This window comes from Lentimicrobium sp. L6 (genome assembly GCF_013166655.1).
In the GTDB taxonomy this organism is placed as follows: domain Bacteria; phylum Bacteroidota; class Bacteroidia; order Bacteroidales; family UBA12170; genus UBA12170.
Genome location: NZ_JABKCA010000080.1, coordinates 1 through 23,103 on the forward strand (window position 1 = coordinate 1; position 23,103 = coordinate 23,103).

Genomic DNA, 23,103 nt, shown 5'->3' on the forward strand with positions numbered 1-23,103 from the left:
CCGCGTTAGCTTTGTTAAAAATAATTAGAAAAATAAAAGTACGCGTTTGCCCTGTCATTTATCTCCCATCAATTCCCATCAGGGATTAAATCAAGCTCTATTCCCTTGTTTAAAAAATTTGGCTATTTTTAAATTTTAGAACTAAATAAAACTACAAAACACAACAAGCATGGCCAAAATTATAAAATGGGGCATATTAGGATTAGGAAATATCGCACATAAATTCGCTTCAGATTTATTATTAGACGATGGTAGCTCTTTAGAAGCTGTTGCATCTCGAGACCCCCATAATGCTGGGAATTTTGCGCTACAATATCAATCAGCAAAAGCCTATTCCTCATATCAAGACTTGGCCGATGATTCCGAAGTAGATATTATATATATCGCTACTCCTCATACTTTCCACTATGAGAATACCATGATGTGCTTAAAGGCGGGGAAATCGGTTTTATGTGAAAAAGCATTTGGCATGAACTCCAAAGAAGTAGAAAACATGATAACTGAAGCCAAAAAAAGAAACTTATTCTTGATGGAGGCGCTATGGACTCGTTTTATTCCAGCTACTGAAAAGCTTCTGGAACTTGTTGACCAAAACACCTTAGGAGAAATCAAACATATTAGAGCCGATTTTGGATTTATTGCAGACAAAAACCCAAACAGAAGACTCTTCAATAAAAAACTTGGAGGGGGCTCCTTATTAGATGTGGGTATCTACCCTGTATATCTCAGTTTGTTACTTTTGGGCCTCCCCAAAGAAATAATAGCAAAAGCACAGATGACCAAGTCACAAGTAGATTCTTATTGTGCTATGCTTTTTGACTACCCAAATGGTGAAAAGGCCATTTTAGAATCTAGTATTGAATCCGCCACCCCTGTGGAAGCATATATTTATGGAACTAAGGGGAGCATAAAAATGCATAAGAATTTTCATCATAGCAAAAAGCTCTCCATAAAACTAAACGGCCAAAAAAACGAAACTATTCAAATAGATTATATTGGCCATGGATATTACCACGAAATCAGGGAAGTGATATCCTGTTTGAGGAATTATAAAACAGAAAGTTCCAAAATGCCACATCAGATGAGTTTAGATCTTATTAAAACTTTAGATAGAATTCGGTCTCAAATTGGATTGACTTATGGTGAATAAAAAATGAGTTTAAAAACAAGAACGGGCGAAAGAAAACCTCCACCCGTTCACAACTCAAATTATTCTAACACATAAAAAAAACCATCTATTTAATGAGGAGTCTTTTATTTTCAATAATTCTTAAACCATCGGTAATTTGTATCATATAAATTCCAGAGGATAATTCAGAAATATCGAGTGTTTGTTTTTCACTTGTCAATACTGAATGCAATACAGTTTGTCCCATTGCATTAATTATATTTAAATGAGTCATCTTTTCACTCATTCCTTTTATTGTTATACTTTCCCAGGCTGGATTTGGATAAACAAAAATGTTATTGGATAACACATCAGAAATTCCAACTGTTGAATGAAGGTTTGCTGTTAAAGTTAAATCTTGGGATGGCATGATAATGATTGTGTTTACATCTTCCGAAACCACATCTCCCATTTCATTGGTCCAGTTATCAAAGGCAAAATAACCTGTTACTTCAGCGGTAATATTTACTTCTTCTCCAGCTTCATAAGAGCCAGCCCCAGTTACTTCCCCTGCATTTTCAGGATCCATTTCTAATATCAAAGTATAATAAACTATATCCACAGAGAAATTTGCAATTAGGGAATAATCATTTGCTGGCATGATAATACTTGTTGTTGCCTCAGAAGACACAAGAGTTCCATCCTCTCTAGTCCAGTTTACAAAAGAATAACCCTCATTTGCTGTGGCAGAAATCTCTACACTTAATCCCTCTTCATAAACACCACTCCCTGTTACTTCACCAGCTTCTTGCGGTTCAACACTTAGGTTTAAGGTATATTCAGGATTAGAACTGGCATTAAAATCTAGAATAAATGACACATCATTTCCATCGGGATTAATAGCCGCTCCAATAAACACATTACCATCAGGGGTTACATCATTAACGCTATAGAAAGTCCAAGCTTGTGCATTTTCCATTCCTCGTGCCTCTGCATAATCGTTGAAAGTTCCCATGCTTCCTTCAGGGCTTCTATAAAATGCTCTTCTAACTGGAGGAGGGAATACACCAGTAAAACCAAATGCACTGCCGTCTTCCATTACAATAGTTGGATAGTCATCATAAGAACCAAAAGTTTCATATCCACTCGCTTCACTCCAAGAAAAAGCACTTTCATCGGCTTTCCCTACTACAATGTTTCCTTCAGCAGATGCAGCCATTACTTCACCAGATTCTTCACCATTGATTAGTGTATAAGTATCATTAGACCAAATCACTGGCATCCAATAACCAAATTCATGACTGGTCCAACCAAAAATAACTTCTCCATTTCTACTTATTCCTGAAGCACGTGAATCTAAAGGCAAATCGTCTCCAATATTTTCATATCCACCATCCTCAGTCCATTTAAAAGCGGTAGCTGACCAACCATCAAATAATTGTAGTCCAACTAAAGTTGAACCATCATCACTTTGTCCCCAAACACTATTATAATCTTCTGATGTTAAGTTTGGATATTCTGGGTTAATTCCGAGGAAAGTCCATTCTTGATCATCTAGACTATAATATCCACCTGTAACTGCGGTTCCTTGTGGAAAATCAGTATTGAGAAAATCACCAGCAACTTTTCCATTAGCGGCCATTTTAGTTCCTTTACCTTCGAAAGCAGTCACTCCTTCTTGCGCATTCCAATAAAAGCTTTGTTCACCGGATCCAAATGTTTGAATGATGACATGTTTCCCAGTAGCATCAATTCCTGACGGAAAAAGATATTCACCTATCATTTCGGTAAGCACCACATTCCCGTCTTTATATTGTTTAGTTTTGAATTCATCTGCCGATTTCTGAGAACTCCACTCCTTATTATTACATGTTTTCACATCTTCACAAGATTGTTTTTGCTGTGCTGATAATTGAAAACTAGATGCCATAATAATAAGGAAGGTCATTCCTAATACGGTCATTAAATTAGTAACTCTATTTTTCATAAGATTTGACATTTAATTTATTAAATACTTTTTTTAATTTGTTGTGATTTCTTTTCTTGATCTTTTTCTATAGCGAGCAAAAGCTTTTTCAAAACTCTATTTTCCAATTCTTTCCTATCTAAAAATTCATTGATGTTTGGATTTTCATTGGACTCCCTATTACTCATTGTTTTATTACTTTCCATAAAGCTGAAAAAATTGATTGCGCAATATTAGATAAGTTGAGGAAGACTGAAAAAGAAAGCGCTAGCACATAGCTACTACGCACAGAAATATCACTACTACATCACTGCTACATAAGGATTTAAATACTGATTTAAAGAATGTTATAAAGAGGTAAGAAATTCTATTAAGCTAATATCAGAATTGGTGATTTGAAGTTTTTTTCTCAATCGGGTGCGGGCCACTTCGACACTTCTCTGGCTTTGGCCGGTGATGGACACTATATCTTTGGTGGTCATGTTTAATCGTAGAAAGGCACAAAGTCTTCGTTCATTGATACTTAAATTTGGACTCACTTCTTGAAGTTTTTCATAGAATTCGTTATAGACTTGTTGATAACGGATTTCGAATTCATTCCATATCGATTCGTCTTGAATATCGTTTAAATCTTTAATGATTTGATGAAGATAGGATTCATTATCCGAATTCATTTTACCGGATAATAATTGAACTATTTGACCTATGAGTTCATTTTTACGAATGATACTCATCACATGAGTAGTTAATTCTTTGTTTCGAATCTCTAACTCTTTTTTAAGATTCTCTTTCTCAAGATTGGAGTTTTTGGCAGTAAGTGCCATATTGTGTTTTTCTAGATTCAACCTTCTCACTCGGTTATTGAGGAAAAAATAGAGGAGGATAAAAACCAATAGTAAGAGCACTAAGATAAATGCTGTGAATAGATAAATGGAATTCAGTCGTTCCTGTTCTATATGGGCAAGCTTTTCTTTCTCCTTAAATTTTATAGTTAATTCAAGACGTGTGAGCTGCTTGAGTGTTTCTGTATTATTAATCACCTCTTTTAACTGATTATGAATTTTGTAATATACTAATGCTGAATCAGGTTTTAACAACTCATCATAATAAAGATAGATATTTTCGGAAAGGGTATTTTGAAGATCGATACTTCCTATCTCTTTTGCCAAGTCCCAGCCTCGATAAAGGTGAAATCTGGCCTTTTCATGATTTTCTTTCCTTTGAAAATAATGAGCCAAACGATTATGCGATGCAGCTTGGCCATACAAATCCCCTAAATTTTCTCTAATCTCTATGGCCTTCTTTATAGGAAGGTAGGCACTATCAGCATTCCCAGAGTCGAGAAACAAACCACCTATATTATTATAGGCTGAAGCTTTAAAATACTGTTCTTCAGTAGAGAATCTAGCCAAACTCAAACCTTTTCTATAATACCACAATGCTGAATCGTAGTCTTGCAAATTTTGGTGGACAATTCCCAAATTATTGAGAATATTGGGCATTTGTAATTTGTATTCTACTTTGTCACTTTCTAAGGATAGTTCTTGAAGAATTTTTAACGCCTTAACAAAGCTCTGCTTGGCCACATCAAAATCCTCCATTTTAATTCTAATGGCTCCAATGTTTGAATAAGCGTAAGCTTTACCAGGTTTATTGTTGTTCTTAATTTGAATATCTAGATATTTATAAAAATAATTGGTAGCCGTTTCGTACATTCCCTGATAGAAATAAGCATTACCAGCATTGAACATGGCATAAGCATTCAATGGCTCCTTGGCACTATGAATGGCAACATCCACAGCTTCCTCCGCATACAATATACACCTTTCAATATCCGAAGAACTATACACACGTGACAATTCCACTAAAGCGTAAACACTAATACTATCATTATTAGAGCCTTGATAGACTTTGAGTATGGAATCTTTATTGGGCTGAAAAGAGTTGGCCGATAAAACATTCGTTAAAAGAATAACAAATAATGATATGGTGAACCTTAATTTCATAGGTAGAAATTCAGTTTTTTTTTGATGATTCACAAAAATAACAATATTTAGAGGTGTTTAGACATATTTTCAATCTCTTTATCTCAATTCATAAAGAAGAACTCCAATGGGCATTTCGTGGTTTGACTTGACAAAGCCATTCTTTTCAAGTACTTTAATGGAGCCAATATTTCCAACTTCTACACCAGCAGAAATAGAGCGAATTGACATTTGGTCCTTACTCCATAAAATGAGCGCTGCTATCATCTCACTGGCCAATCCTTTTCCCCATTTCGATTCTTTTAAAAGATAACCTAAGCGTAAAGCAATAGTGTCGTCTATTAAAGTTGTATTTTCTGCATATAGAAATAACAAACCCACTAGCTCATTGGATTCTAAATATTCTATTCCATAAAAATAACCTTCTTGATTTCGATCATTTACCCACTCTTCTATCTCTTCTAAACTATTTAAATTCTGCCATGAATCAGGTAAATCTTTGATCACATTTGGTGAAAGAATATTATTCACCTCCTCCAACAATATCTGTTTAGAAAGTGCTTTTTTCTCCAAAACCTGCCAAGGTTTGATCACTAATCTCGCTGTAATGAATAAAGGTGATGAATTAAATATATCGATGCGTTTCATATTTAAATTATATGTGGATTTTAATTTCAAAGAACAAGGTTTTATCATTTAGAAACAAGTCTTAGGGATTTTTAACAAACCAATAATTTCATTTGTTATAATTTAGCAGCAATGAAATTCTATTTTCAAATCCAGTATAAAAGATATTATCGCAAAATAGCGGAAATGGGAATCCATCCTTTTTTAGGGATGGGCATTATGTTATTGGCCTTGATATTTGGAACATTATTTCTATTTCAAAAGACCATTTATGCCAATTATATATTTGGCTTTATTGGCCTCTCTATTGCAAGCGGATTTAACGAAAAGCAGAGAAACGAATTCCTGAATCTTTGTTTTTCCAAATCCAAGTTTTATAGAATTAGACTTATTGAAAACTTATTACACATTAGTCCTTTTGTGCTATTTTTACTTTACTATCAGGATTTTATCATGGCCATTTCTATCCTCATTCTTTCATTAATTTTAGTTTTCGTTCCATTACAAAACAAATGGTCGGTGAGTCTCCCAAGTCCATTTTCACGACTCCCTTTTGAATTTACTATGGGATTTAGAAAGCTATTCTTAATATATCCAATGGTTTATTTCCTTGTTTACAAATCTATAGGAGTAGGGAATTTCAATTTGGGAATCTTTGCCATAGGCGTCCTTGTCATCACTCATATGTCCTATTATTTCAAGCCGGAACACCAATATTTCGTCTGGATATTCGCTAAAAACCCTAAAGCATTTCTTTGGCAGAAGATAAAAGAAAACCTAATTAACTCAAGTCTAGCTCTCTTACCAATTTTAGTGCTTTTAAGCATCTATTTTCCGGAGCGATATATTATTTTAATGGGAATATTTTTTATGAATGCCCTCCTCATGACGACCATTATTTTGGCTAAATACTCTGCGTATCCTAAAGAAATTAATTTGCCTCAAATGGTATTATTTGGACTTAGCTTATGGTTTCCTCCCATTCTTATTATCGCTATCATCTATTTCTATAAACAATCTTTAAAAAACCTAAATCCTATTCTTAAATGATACAAATCCAAAACTTAGTAAAAAGCTATGGAAAAATAGACGTTTTGAAATCGATAAATATGGGTTTTGAAATGGGAAAAGCCTATGGAATTGTTGGAGAAAATGGAGCTGGGAAAACCACTCTTTTCAGATGTTTTGCTGGATTGGAAAGCTTTAGTGGAGAAATAGATAGTCCGTTTGACATCCTAAAAAATCATGTCGGCTTAATGGAAACCAATCCCTATTTTCTATCGAGAGTTACCGCCAAAGAACACCTTCAATTGATATGTAATGCTAGAGATATTTTGGTGAAAGATTTTGAGGAGAGAAACATTTTCGATTTACCCTTAAATCAATATGCCGATACCTATTCCACGGGGATGAAAAAGAAATTGGCCTTAACGGCTTTACTGCTTCAAAATAATGATGTTCTCATTCTCGACGAACCTTTTAATGGTGTTGATATCCATAGCAATATGGTCATTTTAGAGATGATAAAAAAATGGAAAAACGCTGGAAAAACATTATTCATTTCCTCTCATATTTTCTCTACTTTGGAGGAGACTTGCCACGAGATTCATCTTCTAAAAGAAGGTGAGTTTGTGCAGAGAGTAAGGAAGGATCAGTTTCGGGAGTTGGACAAGCAAATGCGTGATTTCATGATTGGAGATCGCTTAAAAAACATGAAGATATAGTGGAATATGGGATTTCAAAAACCAATATTGAATTGGCGAGTGAGAGAATTGAGGAGTCGGCAAAACACCCTATTTCAATCTTTAAAGCATTAAACTATTCTGTCATTTAGACCTCTATAATTCCCTACGAAGGCGTGCTACCGGAATATTAAGCTGTTCCCGATATTTAGCCACCGTTCTACGGGCAATTTGATAACCTTTTTCTTTGAGGAAGTTAACCAATTGTTCATCAGTCATTGGTTTTTGCTTATCTTCAGCATCCACCATATCACTAAGAATCTGCTTCACTTCTTTAGTAGAAACATCTTCTCCACTATCTGTTTTTAAGGATTCAGAGAATAAGGTTTTCAAAAGAATGGTGCCAAAGCTAGTTTGCACATATTTGCTATTGGCCACTCTCGAAATGGTTGAAATATCTAGGCCTACTTTATCTGCAATATCCTTCAAAATCATGGGATGAAGCTTGGTTTCATCTCCTGTAAGAAAATAATCATACTGAAACTCCAAAATAGCTTGCATGGTAGTATATAAGGTATGCTGACGCTGTTTAATGGCATCGATAAACCATTTTGCGGAGTCTATCTTTTGCCTCACAAACTGCATGGCTTCTTTATCCTTCTTGGATTTCTTACCCGATACAGAATAATTCTCCAACATGGTTTTATAAGTCCTACTCAACTTGAGTTCAGGTGCATTTTTCGAATTCAAACTCAAGATCAATTCTCCATCAGTTGTTGTAAGAATAAAATCGGGGATGATATAATGATTGGTTTTTGCTGTTTCAGATAAGGAATTTCCGGGTTTAGGATTCAATTTCAGAATCTCATCTACAGATGATTTCAAAGCCTCCTCACTTATTTCTAATTTCTTCAGAATCTTATCATAATGCTTTTTAGTAAAGGCATCGAAATGTCTTTCTAAAATTTTAATTGCCATAAAGATAAATGGATCTGACGTGTCTTTTCTCTTCAACTGAATGATTAAACATTCCTGTAGGTTTCTTGCCCCAACTCCTGCGGGCTCAAACTTCTGAATCCCTTTTAAAACCTGGTCCACTTCCTCATCAGTTACTGATAAACCTTGAGTAAAAGCCAGATCATCCACCATGGACTCCACATCTCTTTCCAAATAACCAGAATCGTCAATATTTCCGATAATGGTTTCTGCTATTACATGTTGTCTTTCATTAAAACTGGCATCTGTTAATTGAGCTCTTAGCATCTCGTAAAACGAAATGGTATTGGCAAAAGGAATGGATTTCTTATCCTCTTCTGGGTAGTTATTAGAGCTTAATTTATAGTCTGGAATATCATCTGCATCCACATAATCTGTAATGTCAAATTCGTCATCAGAACTTGAATCATCATTATTATCGTCATTATTATCAGAAGGAGCATGCTCGTCTACCATTTCTTGGCTATTGTCCTCCAAGGCTGGATTTTCTTCAATCTCCTGCTTTATTCTTTGATCCAATGCAACAGAAGGAACCTGCAGCAATTTCATTAATAAAATTTGCTGTGGTGACAATTTTTGAAGCAGCTTTTGCGATAGTCTTAGTTGTTGCATTTTTCGTTTTAATACTGAGGTAAAGGTATAAAAAAAACGCTATCCGAAGGCATTTCTAATATTAAGATTTATTTCGGATAGCAATTAAAATATCGTTTTAGAACAATCTAAAATTCTGCATTTTGAGGAGTCCTTGGGAAAGGAATCACGTCGCGGATATTGCCCATTCCCGTAACGAATAACATGAGTCTTTCAAAACCCAATCCGAAACCGCTATGTACAGCAGTACCAAACTTCCTGGTATCCAAATACCACCACATTTCTTCCTCAGGAATATCCATGGCTTTCATTCTTTCTACCAATTTATCATAATTCTCTTCTCGTTGAGAACCGCCAATTATTTCACCAATTTGAGGAAAAAGAACATCCATGGCTCTCACTGTTTTTCCATCCTCGTTTTGCTTCATATAAAAAGCTTTGATGTTCATGGGGTAATCGGTAAGAATCACTGGCTTTTTAAAATGCTTCTCTACCAAGAAACGCTCGTGCTCACTTTGTAAATCAGCACCCCAGCTATCAATAAGATACTGGAATTTCTTTTTCTTATTAGGCTTACTATTTCTTAGAATTTGAATGGCCTCGGTATAGGTTACCCGCTCAAAATCATTGGCCAAAACAAATTTCAATTTCTCAATCAACTCCATTGATTTCTCGTCAGCTTTTTTACCTTTTTCAGACTCCTCTAATCTTTTGCTCAGGAATTCTAAATCATCCATACAATTGTCAAGAGCATACTGAAGTAGGTATTTAATGAACTTTTCAGCCAAATCCATATCTTCTTCTAAATCGGCAAAAGCAATCTCTGGCTCAATCATCCAGAACTCAGCCAAGTGACGTGTAGTATTAGAGTTCTCAGCTCTAAAAGTAGGACCAAAAGTATAAACCTTACTCATAGCCATACATGCTGTTTCCACTTCTAATTGCCCTGAAACAGTTAGGTTGGTTTCCTTACCAAAAAAATCCTTTTTATAATCTATGTTTCCTTCTTCGTTTAGAGGAGGGCTTTTAGGATCTAGGGTAGAAACATGAAACATTTCTCCAGCGCCTTCAGCATCACTACCAGTGATAATAGGTGTGTGAATATTATAGAATCCTTCTTCGGTGAAGAATTTATGTACAGCAAAAATCATGGAGTGGCGAATACGAGTAATCGCACCAAAAGTATTGGATCTAAATCGAAGATGTGCGATATCGCGTAAAAACTCTAGGCTATGTTTTTTAGCTTGAAGTGGATATTTTTCAGGATCTGCAGCACCCAAAACCTCTAGTTTCTCTGCAACAACCTCAACCTTTTGTCCGCTTCCTTGCGAAGCTACTACTTCACCATCTACCGAAATAGATGCTCCAGTAGTTACTTGTGCCAAATCATTTTCATTAAATTTTTCCAAATCCACCACAATCTGGATATTATGAATCACAGAACCATCATTAAGGGCTACAAAAGCCACATTTTTACTACCTCTTTTGGTACGTACCCAACCTTTTACGTTCACCTTTTTTCCTACCTCTGCCTCTTGTAGCAGGGCTTTAATCTCCGTGCGTTTCATCGTCTTATTATTTTAATGAAGTGCAAAAATAGAAAATAGAATCAAAAGAGGCTAGGTTTTATTTCAAGATGGAAGAAATAAGCTGGTCTTTTCTAGAAAAGGTCAAATACTGTTATTATTATAGCCACTTCGATAGATACTGTGAACAAAGTCCAACAAAGTATCTACCTCCAAAAATTATAAAGGATTAAACCACTTGCTAAAGGTTGTTTCATCAAAATAAAATCCAATTTTCACCTATAACTCTGCCTCCTAAAAATATTATCTTTGCCTCCATGATTTTACTAGATACACATACTCATTTATATCTTCCAGAATTTGATGAAGACCGTGCAGAAATGCTAGAAAGGGCTTCTCAACAGGGCGTTCAAAAAATGATACTCCCTAATATCGACAGCGAATCTATTCCTAAGATTCAAAAAATGAGGAGGGAATTTCCTGATTATTGTGTAGCAAGTATGGGTTTGCATCCCACTTCTGTTAAAGAGAATTTTGAGGAGGAGCTTAAAGCTTGTTATGAGGAGTTGAAAAACGGTCAATATATGGCTATTGGGGAAATGGGTATCGATTTGTATTGGGACAAGAGTTTTTATGAGCAACAAAAAATCGCTTTCAAGAAACAAATAGATTGGGCTTTAGAATTCGATTTGCCCATCATTATCCACTCCAGAGATAGTTTTGATGAGATATTTGAATTGATGGATGAAGTTTGGAACCCAAAACTGAGAGGTGTTTTTCACTGTTTCAGTGGCAACAAGGCCCAAGCTGAGAAAATCATCAATGATTACCATTTTAAACTTGGAATCGGAGGAGTCTTAACTTTTAAGAATTCTACTCTTCGAGAAGAAATTAAAGATATTAGTTTATCTCACCTGATATTGGAAACTGACGCTCCTTTTTTAGCTCCAGTCCCCAATAGAGGAAAGCGAAACGAGTCGGCTTATGTAGCATTAGTAGCGCAAAAACTCGCAGAATTAAAAGGAATTTCGATAGAAGAAGTGGCCGATATCACCACCAAGAATGCAATGGATTTATTTAATTTTGAAAATATTTAGACGATGGAAAATCAAGCTTCAATTTTAGTGATTTATACAGGAGGTACCATAGGAATGTTTAAAGATCCTTCCACTGGCTCACTCATTCCGGTAGATTTCAACGAATTACACGACCACATTCCTTCTTTAGATTTATTCAACTTTAAAATTGACTCCTATTCTTTTGACCCCATTATTGATTCCGCCAATATGAAACCTGAGCTTTGGGTGAAATTGGGTGAGGTGATTGAGGAGAATTATGAGAATTATGATGGTTTTGTTATTCTTCATGGTTCCGATACCATGTCGTTTACGGCTTCGGCATTGAGCTTTATACTAGAAAACCTGAATAAACCGGTTATAATCACTGGCTCCCAGCTTCCACTTGGAATTCCACGTACCGATGGTCGCGAAAACTTCATCACCAGTTTAGAACTTGCTGCTGCCAAAGACGAAGAAACGCCTATCATTCCAGAAGTAGCTATTTATTTTGAGAATCAATTATTTAGAGGCAATAGAACCTATAAGTTTAATGCGGAGAATTTTGAAGCCTTTAAGTCTGTGAATTACCCTCCTCTAGCCGAAGTGGGTGTGAATATTCGCTATTGGAAGAACAACATCAGGAAACCCAATTTCAAGAAGCTAAAAATTAATAGAAGTTTAGAATCTGGCGTTTTGATTATCCGACTATTTCCTGGGATTTCTAAATGCATCCTTCATTCTATGCTAAATGCTGAAGGCTTGAAAGCAGTGGTTTTAGAGACTTTTGGATCGGGGAATGCCCCAACCGAAGATTGGTTTTTAAATGAACTCAAACAGGCCATCGATAAAGGAATAACCATTGTTAATATCAGTCAATGCCGAGGAGGCTCAGTGGATATGGGTAAATACGAAACCAGCTCCGAATTAAAAAGAATTGGACTTCTCAATGGTAAAGACATGACCACAGAAGCTGCCATCACCAAACTAATGGTCACCCTTGGGAAATATTCTTCAAAAAAAGAAATCGCCAAAAGAATGGAAAAAGACTGGCGTGGTGAAATGACGGAATAACTGCTTAGCCCACCATTTAAAGCCTCAAATCTTTTAGTCTTTCAGCCAGCCTGTAATACTTTTTCTTTCCCGGGTTAATGAAGGATGGACCTCATGCTCCATTTCATCGCTCCTAAAAAACACCATGCGTCCTTCTATTGGTAGAATATCTTTTTGAGCACCCAATAGTGAATATAAAGACAAATGGCCTTCATCTTCTATTTTCCAATGCTGATTTAAATAAAAGACCAAAGTATATTTTCGTCCCTTCTCACTTTTAAACTGATCGAGGTGCCTTTTATAAAAGCTCCCCAACTCATAATTGGCATAATGACCTTCAAACGATTTGATGGAGGTAAAGCATGTTATATTTAAATAATTGATAAACCTCCATATTTTTCTTAAATAAACCTCCTCAAATGGATTTGTGCTGTTTTGTTCTATCCATCTAACTTTATCACCTCAAATTCGTTTATCTTTTTGGAAATCTTTTTGACGGCCAATACCTGCATGCTTCATGTTTCCTGCGGCATACAAATCTTTCATGTTATTTCTTAAACCGTCAATGATTTGCGCAGGGTAAAAATCATCACAGCAACCATAATTGTCATCTAAAAGCCCTTGAATCAGCTGCTCAAACTGACCTTGCTCCAGCAACTCTTGCTCATCCATCATATGTTTTTTAGTATCAACCTAAATGGGCCAAAGCACATCGAGGATCTTATGCAAGGACGGCATTTTTTGAATCACTTTATCTGTTTGCTGAAAATAATCTTTTTACCTAATAACAAAGCAGTTACATATTGTATTTACACTTTTATTTACACCACTGGTTGGTGAAATTATTTTTTATTGCTTTGTTATAATATTTTGATCAAAGGAATAATAATATGCTAGTTAATTGTATTTATAATTTCTTGCAAAAAACTTTCTTGTAACCTCTAAAGCACTTATGTTGATTGCAGCAATGTTAGCGATCGTTTTTATTGCTCACTCCATTCAATCATCTGTGAGAATAATTCATCAAAATCTGTTTCATGTTTGCAAATTTCACTCAGGTTCATTCCTTTTACTTCCATTTAGTACTGTATTACCAGAGCATATATATAGTTGCCATCAGTCAAATAAGTACCTGCTTCATCTTTAATTGGGGCTAATCCATTGGATTCTCTATCTGCTTCAATCAAATATTTCCCAATTTTTCCTTTTAATTTTCCATCCTCTTTAAATCTTCTAGCTATGTAATCAGCATGCCCTTCAAGTTTCCAATTAATTTTTGCTGGGAAAGTCGTTCTAATGGTATAAGTTAGATTATTAATTTGCTGCATATTATGGGTGAATTCATGTGCCAATAGCCATGTTAAATTATACTTTTGAAGCGCACTATTTGGTTTCCATTGAACTTCGATCATGTTTTCATTAAATTTAAAATCGCCATTTTTGACAATCGTCTTATTTAACAAGCCATAAGCTATTGGAGTGCCAAATATTGGATATAGATTTGTGTAGATTCTATCATCATTTAAGTACAATTGAATATTTAAACTCTCGTCATACAACTCTGATGTTTTTAAAATCTCTATTACACCTTTTAATATCACTTCAGTTTTCTCCTCTAATTCTTGGTTATGAAAAATGGTGACTATATCAAATTGTGTTTGATGATCATAGGAAAGATTTGGATTTATTAACAGTACTATCCAACTCAAACAGCCAATTCCAATAACTGCTAGCCAACCTAGAATGACCTTTTTGATTACTTTTTTCAATGTTTCCTTTTGTGTGTAAAACGACCGCTAACGTTTGCATAAGAATAGTTGCCGAATTCGGGTTTCAAAACTCTCAAAACCACTAAAGCTTATGCGGGCTTCAACCCTTGATATTATGGACATACGGCAATTATTTTTTATGCGCTGTTGTGCGTTCGTGCTTTACTATTCAGTTGTTCTTTAAAAATATTCTGTCATAATAATTCAATCATATTTTTCACAATCAACCCTACATAATGCACATTTCTTATTTCCGCATTTTGAACAAACAACGAAGAAAATTTCAACCCCTGCAATTAACATTAGAATCCAAAAGATAAGAAACAAATAGAAACTTTCAAACATCCAATATTGTGGAAAAGCAATAACCAATACGGCAAATAATGTTGAAATAATATCAAGATTTGTGTAGCTATTGTAATTATATTCTCTAAGTTTTGAGACAAACCCAAGTATCAAGTGATTGCATCTTTCTCTTATTGGGCATTTAGTGCAGTATGTAAGTGCTATAAAACTAAAACCAACAATAACAATCATTAAGTATATTAATCCAAGTATTTTCGAGTAATTGAAAAGTGCATAGTCAGCAATTCCGATACATGCAAAAAACAGCAGCATGCTAATGCTTCCGTGAACTTTTAATTTCTTTATTTGCATAATTGATTCTTCTTGTTCATACCTAGTTAATTATTTTTCATTATCAGCATTTTTTTCGTGCGATAAATAATTGAACACTTCCAAATCCACCTATACTAAAAGATTCATAATCCAGACCATATTTGACCAATAAAGAGTTAATATCCTTTATAATATCACCAAATTTTTCCCATAATCTTACAATCCAATAGCCAAATAGGTTTCTATTGATTGGGTAGTTAAAATCAACAAGCAATAATTTACCATCAGGTTTTAATACTCGTTCCAATTCACGCATGGCTTTATCTCCATCTGGATAACCTGTGAAAGCCATGGTATTTATTACAGTATCAAAAGTATTATCTTCATATGGAAGTTTTTCGACATTACCTTTTGAAAGATGTGCATCAATATTTATTCTTTTCATTTTTTTTTGAGTAATCTCAAGCATTCTATCGTTATAATCAATACCATGGATTTCATATTTTTCTGATGCATATTGTTTCATCAAATATCCACTTCCAAAGGAGACTTCTAGTATCTTATTCCCCTGAATATGGGGGATTACTTTTTTAATCCATTTTTTCCAGAGTGGAAAAATGGTCATAAAAGCATCATATCCTTTCGCCATCCAGTTATACTCCTTATTCATTTTATCAGTATAGTTTGATGGTAATTTAAAAACATCAGTGTACTTTATCTTTTCTGGTTTTACTTTAAACATTTTTATCATTTTTTATGGACGAATCTCTTTTTTAGCATGACGCATAACGTTGCATGCATGGCGTCGTAAGGGATTACGGTGCTCAAACTTATCTGGTTAACCGCCAAATCTGAGGCGAGCGTAAACGCTCGAAAACCCTTATGAATTATACAAATTGTGTGTGTGTGTGCTCGTGCATTTTCATAGTTTCAACGAGCATATCAGTTTAATTATTTGAAATATTTAAACCTTTAAATAACAACCAACAACCAATCACAATTTCAAAAAGGATCGTCTGTGAACCTAATATCATATAGGTATTTCCTGAAAAGATGAGACTTATCAGCGCTCCAATAAGTACAAGTGAATAGGATATAATTCCCCAAATAGATAAAGCTTTTGGAATAAGTTTAGATTTTAAAAAAAGATAAAATACAATAATGGATCCTAAAGCCAATAAAACGAAGATACTAACGGTTACCTCCCAATGAATTCCATGGATAAACTCAGCCAAGGCATAAAATTGGTCTGTGCCAAATTTTTCAATATTGTTCTCTCCTTTGATAAATAGTAAAAGAATAAAACTACTAAGCGTTGCAAATATTCCTACAAGAGCTTCAGCAAAACGCCAAAGCAAAGCTAATTGTGCAAGTTGCTTATTTACAGGTTTCAGTATGGTGTAAAGTGATAAAGATAAAAGTACAACCCCAACATACATTAGCAAGGTAATGGTAGTATCTACCCGATACCATACTTCGTTTGCAATAATATTATTAATCGTTGCTACAATATCACCACTTACTGTGATTATTGGTTCAATAATAAGCATTGATAATAAGGGCACAATGATGATTAATAAGTAGGCTATACCTGCAACTTTGACTGTTTTTTGAAGTTCAACACCCTCTGTGTATAAATTTGATTTTTTCATAATTTTTAATGTTTTCTACTAGTTTTATTAAAACTTGAACCCCAAATGCTATCCTGGTTAAAACTTAATATTAGAAGTATAGATATAATTGTTTTCATGATTTTTACTCTTTTTTATCATATTCATTTGTTTTTATTCTGAGCAGTCGGTTCCAATGTTTTTGCTAAGTTTCTTTCAGTGAAAATAATTAAACCAATAAGTAAAAACATTGCTATTAGACTTGTCCAACCTAGCAAATCACCGATTCTCGGATATAAAACTTTAACACCCTTTGTGGGCACATCTGCATACATTATTCCATCTTTTGTTTCATTGAAATTCATATGAGCTATTAGTTTGCCATTATAATCAGATGCATATGAATAACCGTTATAGCTTGGACGAACAAATGAGAACCCATTTTCTATAGCTCCCGTTAGATACCAGGGAGTGGAGCTCCTGGGCCAATCGTAAGACGGGTTGAGCATTATATCTACACCTTGTTTTCCCGCTTGACGGATAAAAGAAGGATACCCCATATCTTTACAAATTGTAATTCCAATGGTTCCGTAAGGTGTCTCCGCAGATTGGATAATTTCAGCTCCTTTTCTGAAAACAGCTGTTTCTCCAAAATCACCAATACCTAATAGATATCGTTTGGTATAATCTAATAGTATCTCACCTTTCCCATTAATAAATAAATGCTTGTTCTCTCCTTTTTCATTGTCACCAAAATATGCATATGTAATACTTAAGAAGGCATTGCTCTCCATAGCTATACGTTGGTATTCTGTTTTTAATCTATCCTCTTCCTTATATTCAATAACCATTGCAAATTCCTGAAAAGAAACAATTTTTGCTCCTTGACCAACGGCTTTATTAGTGAGCATCTCAATTTTTGAAATGGTTTCCTCAAATGGTGACGTGGTTCTAGTATCAAATATCCTCGACATAGGAATTATCTCTCCGTCTTCAGGTACAAGAACTATGGCAGCAATCTTTACTGTTTCCTTTTCAGCGTTATCTGAAATTTTCACACCTCCATATATAAAAACCGCAACAAATACCATAGCAAATACTAATGATGGTATTCTTATAGCTTTCCAATTAAATTCATTTTCCCATAGAAAGTTAACCATGGCATACAACCAAGAGTGAATAAAGACAAGAATCCAAACACCAAAAAGAGATCGAACCTGGTTAAATGCCAATGAATGATAATCGTAACTAAAAGAACTTAATGTTCCTCCTCCATCATCAAACGGTCCTTCCAAAGAAGTTATATAGAACATTGCTGTTGTTACTATTGGAAATATTAAGGTTGAAATAATCCCCTTGTTCTTATACCTTGGGTAGATCAGTCGGTCCATCATAAAAGGCAAAAACCAAATAATGGCTAGCAAAGTACTTCTAATGCCACCAAAAACAATGGTCATCCATTGCTCATCAAAATTGAATAAGCCCCACAGCGCAATATTCATGCTTAGAATAAAACCTAAAAGAGTTAGCCATACTCCTTTCTTTCTGGGTTGAGTTCGTATAAATCGTAGAATAAATATTGGAGCAATTAATATGGCAATATTTATAAATGGAACAAGGTTACTTAATCGGGTAAACATGAAAATTCCGAAACCCAGTAGGAAATAGACTATCGGTAAATGTTTTTTGGTAATCATAACTATAAAATTTTAATTAAACGATTTAAGATTTTTAATCACAATAGCTCATGGATAAATTCAGTACAGCATCAATATTTTGTTTACCCAAGCTATATGGTGAAGAATTCACCATATTATTTTTCTCATTAAAATATTTTCCTGTTGTCTTAATTAAATCTGTTGATGTCGCCAAATAAGCATAAGTTTTTGCCATATCCTCAGGAGAAATTGAAAATCTACTTTTTATTGAATAAAGAAATTTCATAAATCCTGAAATATTTGGGTAGCGACTTGTGTCGACTTTCACATTTGTTACCCGAATACAATTAACAGTAATGGCAGTATCTTTTAATTGTTCGGCAAGCCAATAGGTATACACTACCTGTGCGAGTTTCGATTGATAATAAGCTTTTGTTACACTAAATTTTCTACTCTTAAATTCCGGATCCTGTATGTCTATAGTAAGTTTTGAATGTATTACTAATCCTTGTGAGGCAATTGTAATAATCCTTCCCTGAAGGCTGTTCTTAATCAAATCCATCACTGAATTTGTTAAAAGAATTGGTCCTATGTGATTTGTTGCCCAAATTGTTTCAACTCCATCCTCTGACTTTTTTGGCTGTTTATGTGAAATATCAAAGTCAGCGGCATTATGGATTAATACATCAAGACTTTCAATTTTCCGGTGTAGTAATTCTGATGCACTAAAAATTGATTTTCTGGAAGACATATCAATCTCGAGTAATTCAACATTTCCCGAACCTGATTTCTCTATAACTTCAGAAAGTGCACTCTCACCACGTTGTTTATTACGAGCCCCCATTATTATATGCAATCCGGCTCGTGCTAATTGAATTGCGGCCTGTTTCCCGATTCCGGAATTAGCTCCGGTTATAAAACACGTTTTATTTTTCATGATATTTTCTTTTATAGTTTTATAATCCATTCTTTTATTACAGGTCTCACCTCTTCACCCATTACTAATCCCATATGAGATACATTATCAATAATTTTGACAATTGCATCCTCTTTGTATTGTGAAACTGTTGGTTCATATTCATGAGGAATATTTGCTTCATCATTGCTACCTACAAGAAGTAATACTTTCTGATTCATTGATTTAAAATCCCTTTTATAATTTTTAGGTGCATATCCAGTATTTAGTCGATAAGAATAAGTGAGGGTTTCTGTTCCATCCCGATGTTTTTTTGGCATATTGAAATCGATTATCGGCAAATGATTAAATCTTTTTATAAATACATTGTTTAACATTGACAAGCCAATAATTCGTGGTAAATGCACGGATGTCCAACCTCCTGATCCGGGTTTAATTGTAGGAGCATTATATTTAAGGTATGGTGTTAAAAGTAAAAGCGCATCAACTTGATCACCATATTTGCATCCTGCAAAACGAATTGCCAAACCTCCCCCTGATGAATGTCCGCCTAAAATTATCTTTGAGTCCGGATGTTTTTTCTTTACCAGTTTAATCAAATCAGCTAAATCATCTTCGTATTGTTTAATATAAACTATATCACCCCTTTTCATAGGATTAATACCATGTCCTCTTAAATCTGGTGTGTAAACATGAGCCAGACTCTGCTCACTCAAATAATTAGCTAAAGGCAAAAAATACTTACTGTGCCAACCTGAGCCATGTAGCAAAATGATAACAACTTCTGATTTGGATGGATAATATCTATAATCTAGATATACGTCATCTCTACATAAAAATGTGTCAAGCGGTGGAATACTTGAATAATCAATTACTAACTCATCAAACACCAATTGATTTTGTTCCAAACTTTCATTTTCTGGCTTTTTATCAATTGCAATAAGACCAGAGGCTATTCCGAAATAAATTGCTAATGATATTAATATGCTTCCCATGATTTAAATTATTTAGTTTTTATAGTTAATCTTGTTTTTTGAAGGTTTAGACTTTTGATAGAAGAATTTATTGATTGCATAATATCAAGATTATTTTTTTGTGATGTTTTGACAATATTGTATTAGGATATAAATATGGTTGAATGCTGGACTTTATCTTACTTGACAAATACCTTTGTAGATATAAACCCCAGTTTGGCCACTTTCTTTTACGTTTACTGTGTTCTCATCTGTGAACGTAAACTCCCATTGGCCTAATGAAGAATATCCTACACGCTCGTAATTAATGATAAAGGTTGTTTCACTTGTCCAAGTGCCACTGGCAATAAATATTTCTTCTCCAGATTTTGTTTTTAGGATGCTATCTGTTAAGCTTATCCGATAGTATACCTTTTCTCCATGTTTGTAGGAATATCTGATATTGGCATAATCCATCTTGTCATTAAATTGAAATTCTAAATCGCTGTAATTCCAAGGGTTTGTATCTAAAATAAATGTCTTTCCAGAAATAGATTTTGCGATGGAAGGAAGGCTATCTTTTTTTACTTGTTGATTAGAGCATCTAATTGGCATAGAAAGCTCCAATAATTTGTTATATGCAGTTGAATTGGGAGCAATTTCAGAATCAGATTTGATGGAAGCAACAATAAACTTCTTGAACATTTTATAAGGGAAGAAGGTTTTTACCCCTTTCAATTTACTTGTGAATACAACCGTAAGATTGTACTTTGGGTAATTCATAATAAACTGGCCACCTACACCAACCGCGGCATATGAGCCATCTTTCCCTAACCACCATTGATAACCATATCCATCAGTAAAAGGTCTTCCTAGGCGTGTCATTAGCCACAACCCACCGCTAGTGCCGTAATCCACTTTCATTTCATCAGTGTACACATAGCGGTATTTTTTAGGGAAGCTTTGTACCGTTGTAGATTCTTCAATCCATTTCTCGGAAATGATTTGCTGCCCATCCCACAAACCTTTATGAAGATAGAGATGACCAATCTTAGCCATGTCGTGAGGTTTTAGCCACATTCTTGCAAAGCCTACATAGACGCCTTCTGGACTTTTATCCCATCGTACTTCATCTATTCCTAGTGGAGAAAAGAGATATTTCTTTGCAAAATCAAGCGTGTTTAATCCAGTGTTTTTAGCAATGATGGCTGACAACATATAAGAGGCCATGTTGCTGTATTCAAATCGTTCACCAGGATTTGTCTCAAAGGATCGATTCAAAACATGTTGTGTCCAATTGCTTGTTTTTTGCATTTCGAAAAGCCCCACCCATTGATAAACATATGAATCACGAGCGTGCCAACCTGTTTGCATGCTTAGCAAATCTTTCAAGCTTACCATACGCAATTGCTGAGAAATAGAATCTAGGCCGGTGGTATCAAGCAACTCCACAATGGGTGTGTTCACGCTCTCAATAAAACCTTTTTCAATAGCAATACCTACCAAGGCAGACATAATGCTTTTTGTACAAGAGTTAATGATATGAACATCTTCTCCATTGTAATTAGGGTTAGTATAGATATCTGCTACGATGTATCCAATTCTAATAATAGCGACGGACTCAATCATTTGCTTTTCTTCTTCAGCAAAATGCTTTTGATAGTACTCCATCATTTTGGAAAGCTTTTCAGAATCCATTCCTTGGACCTCAGGAGTGGAGGTTTTCCAGGCTTTTGTTGGCCAATAATCAAGGGGTTCGGAGGCTACTAGCATAGGATGAATAATTATGAGGGTAAATACAATATTTAAGATACGTTTCATTGCTTTAAAAATTAATTGTTTGATAAAAAATATTGATGCTGCAAAATAAAGGTGTGAATGTCAATAATGAATCATCCTTAAGGATGATTTTTAGTGGACGGCAAAAATTAAAATGGTAATAATACTTACTTGTCCTTAATATACTTCATAGATAATTCCATAACGGCTTTTATGTTTTCATCCTGATTTCTTCAAGTGCTTTTTCCACCTCTTTTCAAGGTTTCTAACACTCACTATAACTTGAAATCCAGCATTCATAATTGTATAGCAGCCTGTTTTCCGATTCCCGAGATGCCTTAAAGCGTCTTTAAATTCATCAATTTGTAAGGAAATCACTCTATCAAAAGGAACCTTAATGTTATGTTGAATTACAAATTCAAGCATTTCATTAATAGTGGTTGATGGTGTTGTTCCGGAAAATATATAGGAAGGGCCAACCCATTTAGAAAAGATAGAACGTTTCAAAATATAAGCTAACATACTAATCACTTCGCCCCAACTCATTTTTTTAGAGCCAATGTATTTTTCAGGACCACAAACAGTTACAAATTTTCCCTTCTTATGTAATACATTGACAGATTTCTTTTCTATTTCTTTTCCACCAACGGAGTCGAATACCAAATCCATTTTTACCCCCCGAGCGGCCAAAACCTCACTGAAATTCTCCTTGGTGTAGTCAATCGTATCATCTGCACCATTTGCCTTTACCGCTATAATATTACGTGTACTACAAAGGCCTGTAACAATCGCACCTTTAGCCTTAAGTATTTGCGTAACTACACTTCCAATACCTCCAGAAGCTCCAACTACAAGGCATTTATCTCCCTTTTTTACTTTCGAGGAAAGGATCATGTCATAGGCCACACAGCCAGCAATAATCATTGAAACAGCTACCTGATGAGATAATTCTGTAGGTTTTAATAGAATATCCTTTTGATCTATGCTTCTATATGTAGCCCATGAACCACTATCACCTGTATTGGTTGGAATACCAATTGCTTCATCACCAATATGATATTGGCTTACAGCCTCACCGACCGATTCTATAATACCAGAGAAATTTGTTCCCATTATATAGGGTTTATCTTCAGATACTTCTTTGGGTCCTAAAAACGGGTCACATTAAAAACTATGGGGAATCCTTATCTTAGCTGACAAAAATTAAGTTT

22 protein-coding genes are annotated in these 23,103 nt (G+C 34.7%); 5 read left to right on the forward strand and 17 right to left on the reverse strand.

Annotation, left to right across the window (positions count from 1 at the left end):
- The first annotated feature begins 169 nt into the window (after positions 1-169).
- Positions 170-1,150 carry a Gfo/Idh/MocA family protein gene (locus HNS38_RS16950; RefSeq protein ID WP_172280754.1) on the forward strand — a complete coding sequence of 327 codons (981 nt, stop codon included), beginning with the start codon at positions 170-172 and terminating at the stop codon, positions 1,148-1,150.
- An 85-nt stretch (positions 1,151-1,235) separates the two neighbouring features.
- Here the strand turns inward: HNS38_RS16950 and HNS38_RS16955 are convergent, their stop codons facing one another.
- The 4 genes from HNS38_RS16955 to HNS38_RS16970 form a co-directional block, all read right to left on the reverse strand.
- Positions 1,236-3,095, reverse strand: a complete 1,860-nt coding sequence (locus HNS38_RS16955) for a T9SS type A sorting domain-containing protein (RefSeq protein ID WP_172346795.1) — start codon at positions 3,093-3,095, stop codon at positions 1,236-1,238.
- Positions 3,096-3,115: 20 nt separating this feature from the next.
- Positions 3,116-3,280 carry a hypothetical protein gene (locus HNS38_RS16960; protein WP_172280758.1) on the reverse strand — a complete coding sequence of 55 codons (165 nt, stop codon included), beginning with the start codon at positions 3,278-3,280 and terminating at the stop codon, positions 3,116-3,118.
- A gap of 141 nt (positions 3,281-3,421) precedes the next feature.
- Positions 3,422-5,080 (reverse strand): tetratricopeptide repeat protein, encoded by a 1,659-nt coding sequence (locus HNS38_RS16965; protein WP_172280760.1) that lies wholly within the window; start codon positions 5,078-5,080, stop codon positions 3,422-3,424.
- A gap of 78 nt (positions 5,081-5,158) precedes the next feature.
- Positions 5,159-5,707, reverse strand: a complete 549-nt coding sequence (locus HNS38_RS16970; protein WP_172280762.1) for a GNAT family N-acetyltransferase — start codon at positions 5,705-5,707, stop codon at positions 5,159-5,161.
- A gap of 111 nt (positions 5,708-5,818) precedes the next feature.
- On the opposite strand from HNS38_RS16970, the gene HNS38_RS16975 reads away from it, so the two are divergent.
- On the forward strand, positions 5,819-6,736 hold the full coding sequence (locus HNS38_RS16975; protein ID WP_172346796.1) for an ABC transporter permease: 918 nt from the start codon (positions 5,819-5,821) through the stop codon (positions 6,734-6,736).
- The gene (locus HNS38_RS16980; protein ID WP_172280766.1) at positions 6,733-7,410 is read left to right on the forward strand and encodes an ABC transporter ATP-binding protein; all 678 of its coding nucleotides are present in this window, start codon (positions 6,733-6,735) and stop codon (positions 7,408-7,410) included. The genes HNS38_RS16975 and HNS38_RS16980 overlap by 4 nt, the downstream gene beginning before the upstream one ends.
- Positions 7,411-7,524: 114 nt before the next feature.
- Here HNS38_RS16980 and rpoN read toward each other — a convergent pair whose 3' ends face one another.
- Complete coding sequence (gene rpoN / locus HNS38_RS16985; protein WP_172280768.1) at positions 7,525-8,976, reverse strand: RNA polymerase factor sigma-54; 1,452 nt, start codon at positions 8,974-8,976, stop codon at positions 7,525-7,527.
- A gap of 107 nt (positions 8,977-9,083) precedes the next feature.
- On the reverse strand, positions 9,084-10,523 hold the full coding sequence (gene asnS / locus HNS38_RS16990) for an asparagine--tRNA ligase (protein WP_172346797.1): 1,440 nt from the start codon (positions 10,521-10,523) through the stop codon (positions 9,084-9,086).
- Positions 10,524-10,798: 275 nt separating this feature from the next.
- Between asnS and HNS38_RS16995 the strand changes: the two genes are divergently transcribed.
- Both HNS38_RS16995 and HNS38_RS17000 read left to right on the forward strand, forming a co-directional pair.
- Entirely contained in the window at positions 10,799-11,578 is a 780-nt protein-coding gene (locus tag HNS38_RS16995; RefSeq protein ID WP_172280772.1) for a TatD family hydrolase, read from the forward strand.
- Positions 11,579-11,581: 3 nt separating this feature from the next.
- Positions 11,582-12,610, forward strand: coding sequence for an asparaginase (locus HNS38_RS17000; RefSeq protein ID WP_172280774.1), 1,029 nt, complete (start codon positions 11,582-11,584; stop codon positions 12,608-12,610).
- 33 nt (positions 12,611-12,643) lie between these two features.
- On the opposite strand, the gene HNS38_RS21260 is transcribed toward HNS38_RS17000, so the two are convergent.
- From HNS38_RS21260 to HNS38_RS17050, 11 genes are all read right to left on the reverse strand, one after another.
- Positions 12,644-13,033: a 2OG-Fe(II) oxygenase gene (locus tag HNS38_RS21260; protein WP_371742937.1), complete on the reverse strand. Its 390-nt coding sequence runs from the start codon at positions 13,031-13,033 to the stop codon at positions 12,644-12,646.
- Between the two features lie 18 nt (positions 13,034-13,051).
- On the reverse strand, positions 13,052-13,261 hold the full coding sequence (locus tag HNS38_RS20290; RefSeq protein ID WP_216663765.1) for a hypothetical protein: 210 nt from the start codon (positions 13,259-13,261) through the stop codon (positions 13,052-13,054).
- Between the two features lie 407 nt (positions 13,262-13,668).
- A complete protein-coding gene (locus HNS38_RS17010) occupies positions 13,669-14,358 on the reverse strand; it encodes a hypothetical protein (protein ID WP_172280777.1) in 690 nt (229 codons plus the stop codon).
- A 204-nt stretch (positions 14,359-14,562) separates the two neighbouring features.
- Complete coding sequence (locus HNS38_RS17015) at positions 14,563-15,015, reverse strand: hypothetical protein (protein WP_172280779.1); 453 nt, start codon at positions 15,013-15,015, stop codon at positions 14,563-14,565.
- 43 nt (positions 15,016-15,058) lie between these two features.
- Positions 15,059-15,718 (reverse strand): class I SAM-dependent methyltransferase, encoded by a 660-nt coding sequence (locus HNS38_RS17020; protein ID WP_172280781.1) that lies wholly within the window; start codon positions 15,716-15,718, stop codon positions 15,059-15,061.
- 205 nt (positions 15,719-15,923) lie between these two features.
- On the reverse strand, positions 15,924-16,628 hold the full coding sequence (locus HNS38_RS17025; protein WP_172280783.1) for a DUF4386 domain-containing protein: 705 nt from the start codon (positions 16,626-16,628) through the stop codon (positions 15,924-15,926).
- 122 nt (positions 16,629-16,750) lie between these two features.
- On the reverse strand, positions 16,751-18,283 hold the full coding sequence (locus HNS38_RS17030; RefSeq protein ID WP_172346798.1) for a carbon-nitrogen hydrolase family protein: 1,533 nt from the start codon (positions 18,281-18,283) through the stop codon (positions 16,751-16,753).
- A gap of 34 nt (positions 18,284-18,317) precedes the next feature.
- The gene (locus HNS38_RS17035) at positions 18,318-19,211 is read right to left on the reverse strand and encodes an SDR family NAD(P)-dependent oxidoreductase (protein WP_172280787.1); all 894 of its coding nucleotides are present in this window, start codon (positions 19,209-19,211) and stop codon (positions 18,318-18,320) included.
- Positions 19,193-20,155: an alpha/beta hydrolase gene (locus HNS38_RS17040; RefSeq protein ID WP_172280789.1), complete on the reverse strand. Its 963-nt coding sequence runs from the start codon at positions 20,153-20,155 to the stop codon at positions 19,193-19,195. The genes HNS38_RS17035 and HNS38_RS17040 overlap by 19 nt, the downstream gene beginning before the upstream one ends.
- 153 nt (positions 20,156-20,308) lie before the next feature.
- Positions 20,309-21,934 carry a serine hydrolase gene (locus HNS38_RS17045; protein ID WP_172346799.1) on the reverse strand — a complete coding sequence of 542 codons (1,626 nt, stop codon included), beginning with the start codon at positions 21,932-21,934 and terminating at the stop codon, positions 20,309-20,311.
- Between the two features lie 177 nt (positions 21,935-22,111).
- Positions 22,112-23,005 (reverse strand): NAD(P)-dependent alcohol dehydrogenase, encoded by an 894-nt coding sequence (locus tag HNS38_RS17050; protein ID WP_172280826.1) that lies wholly within the window; start codon positions 23,003-23,005, stop codon positions 22,112-22,114.
- Positions 23,006-23,103 lie beyond the last annotated feature (98 nt).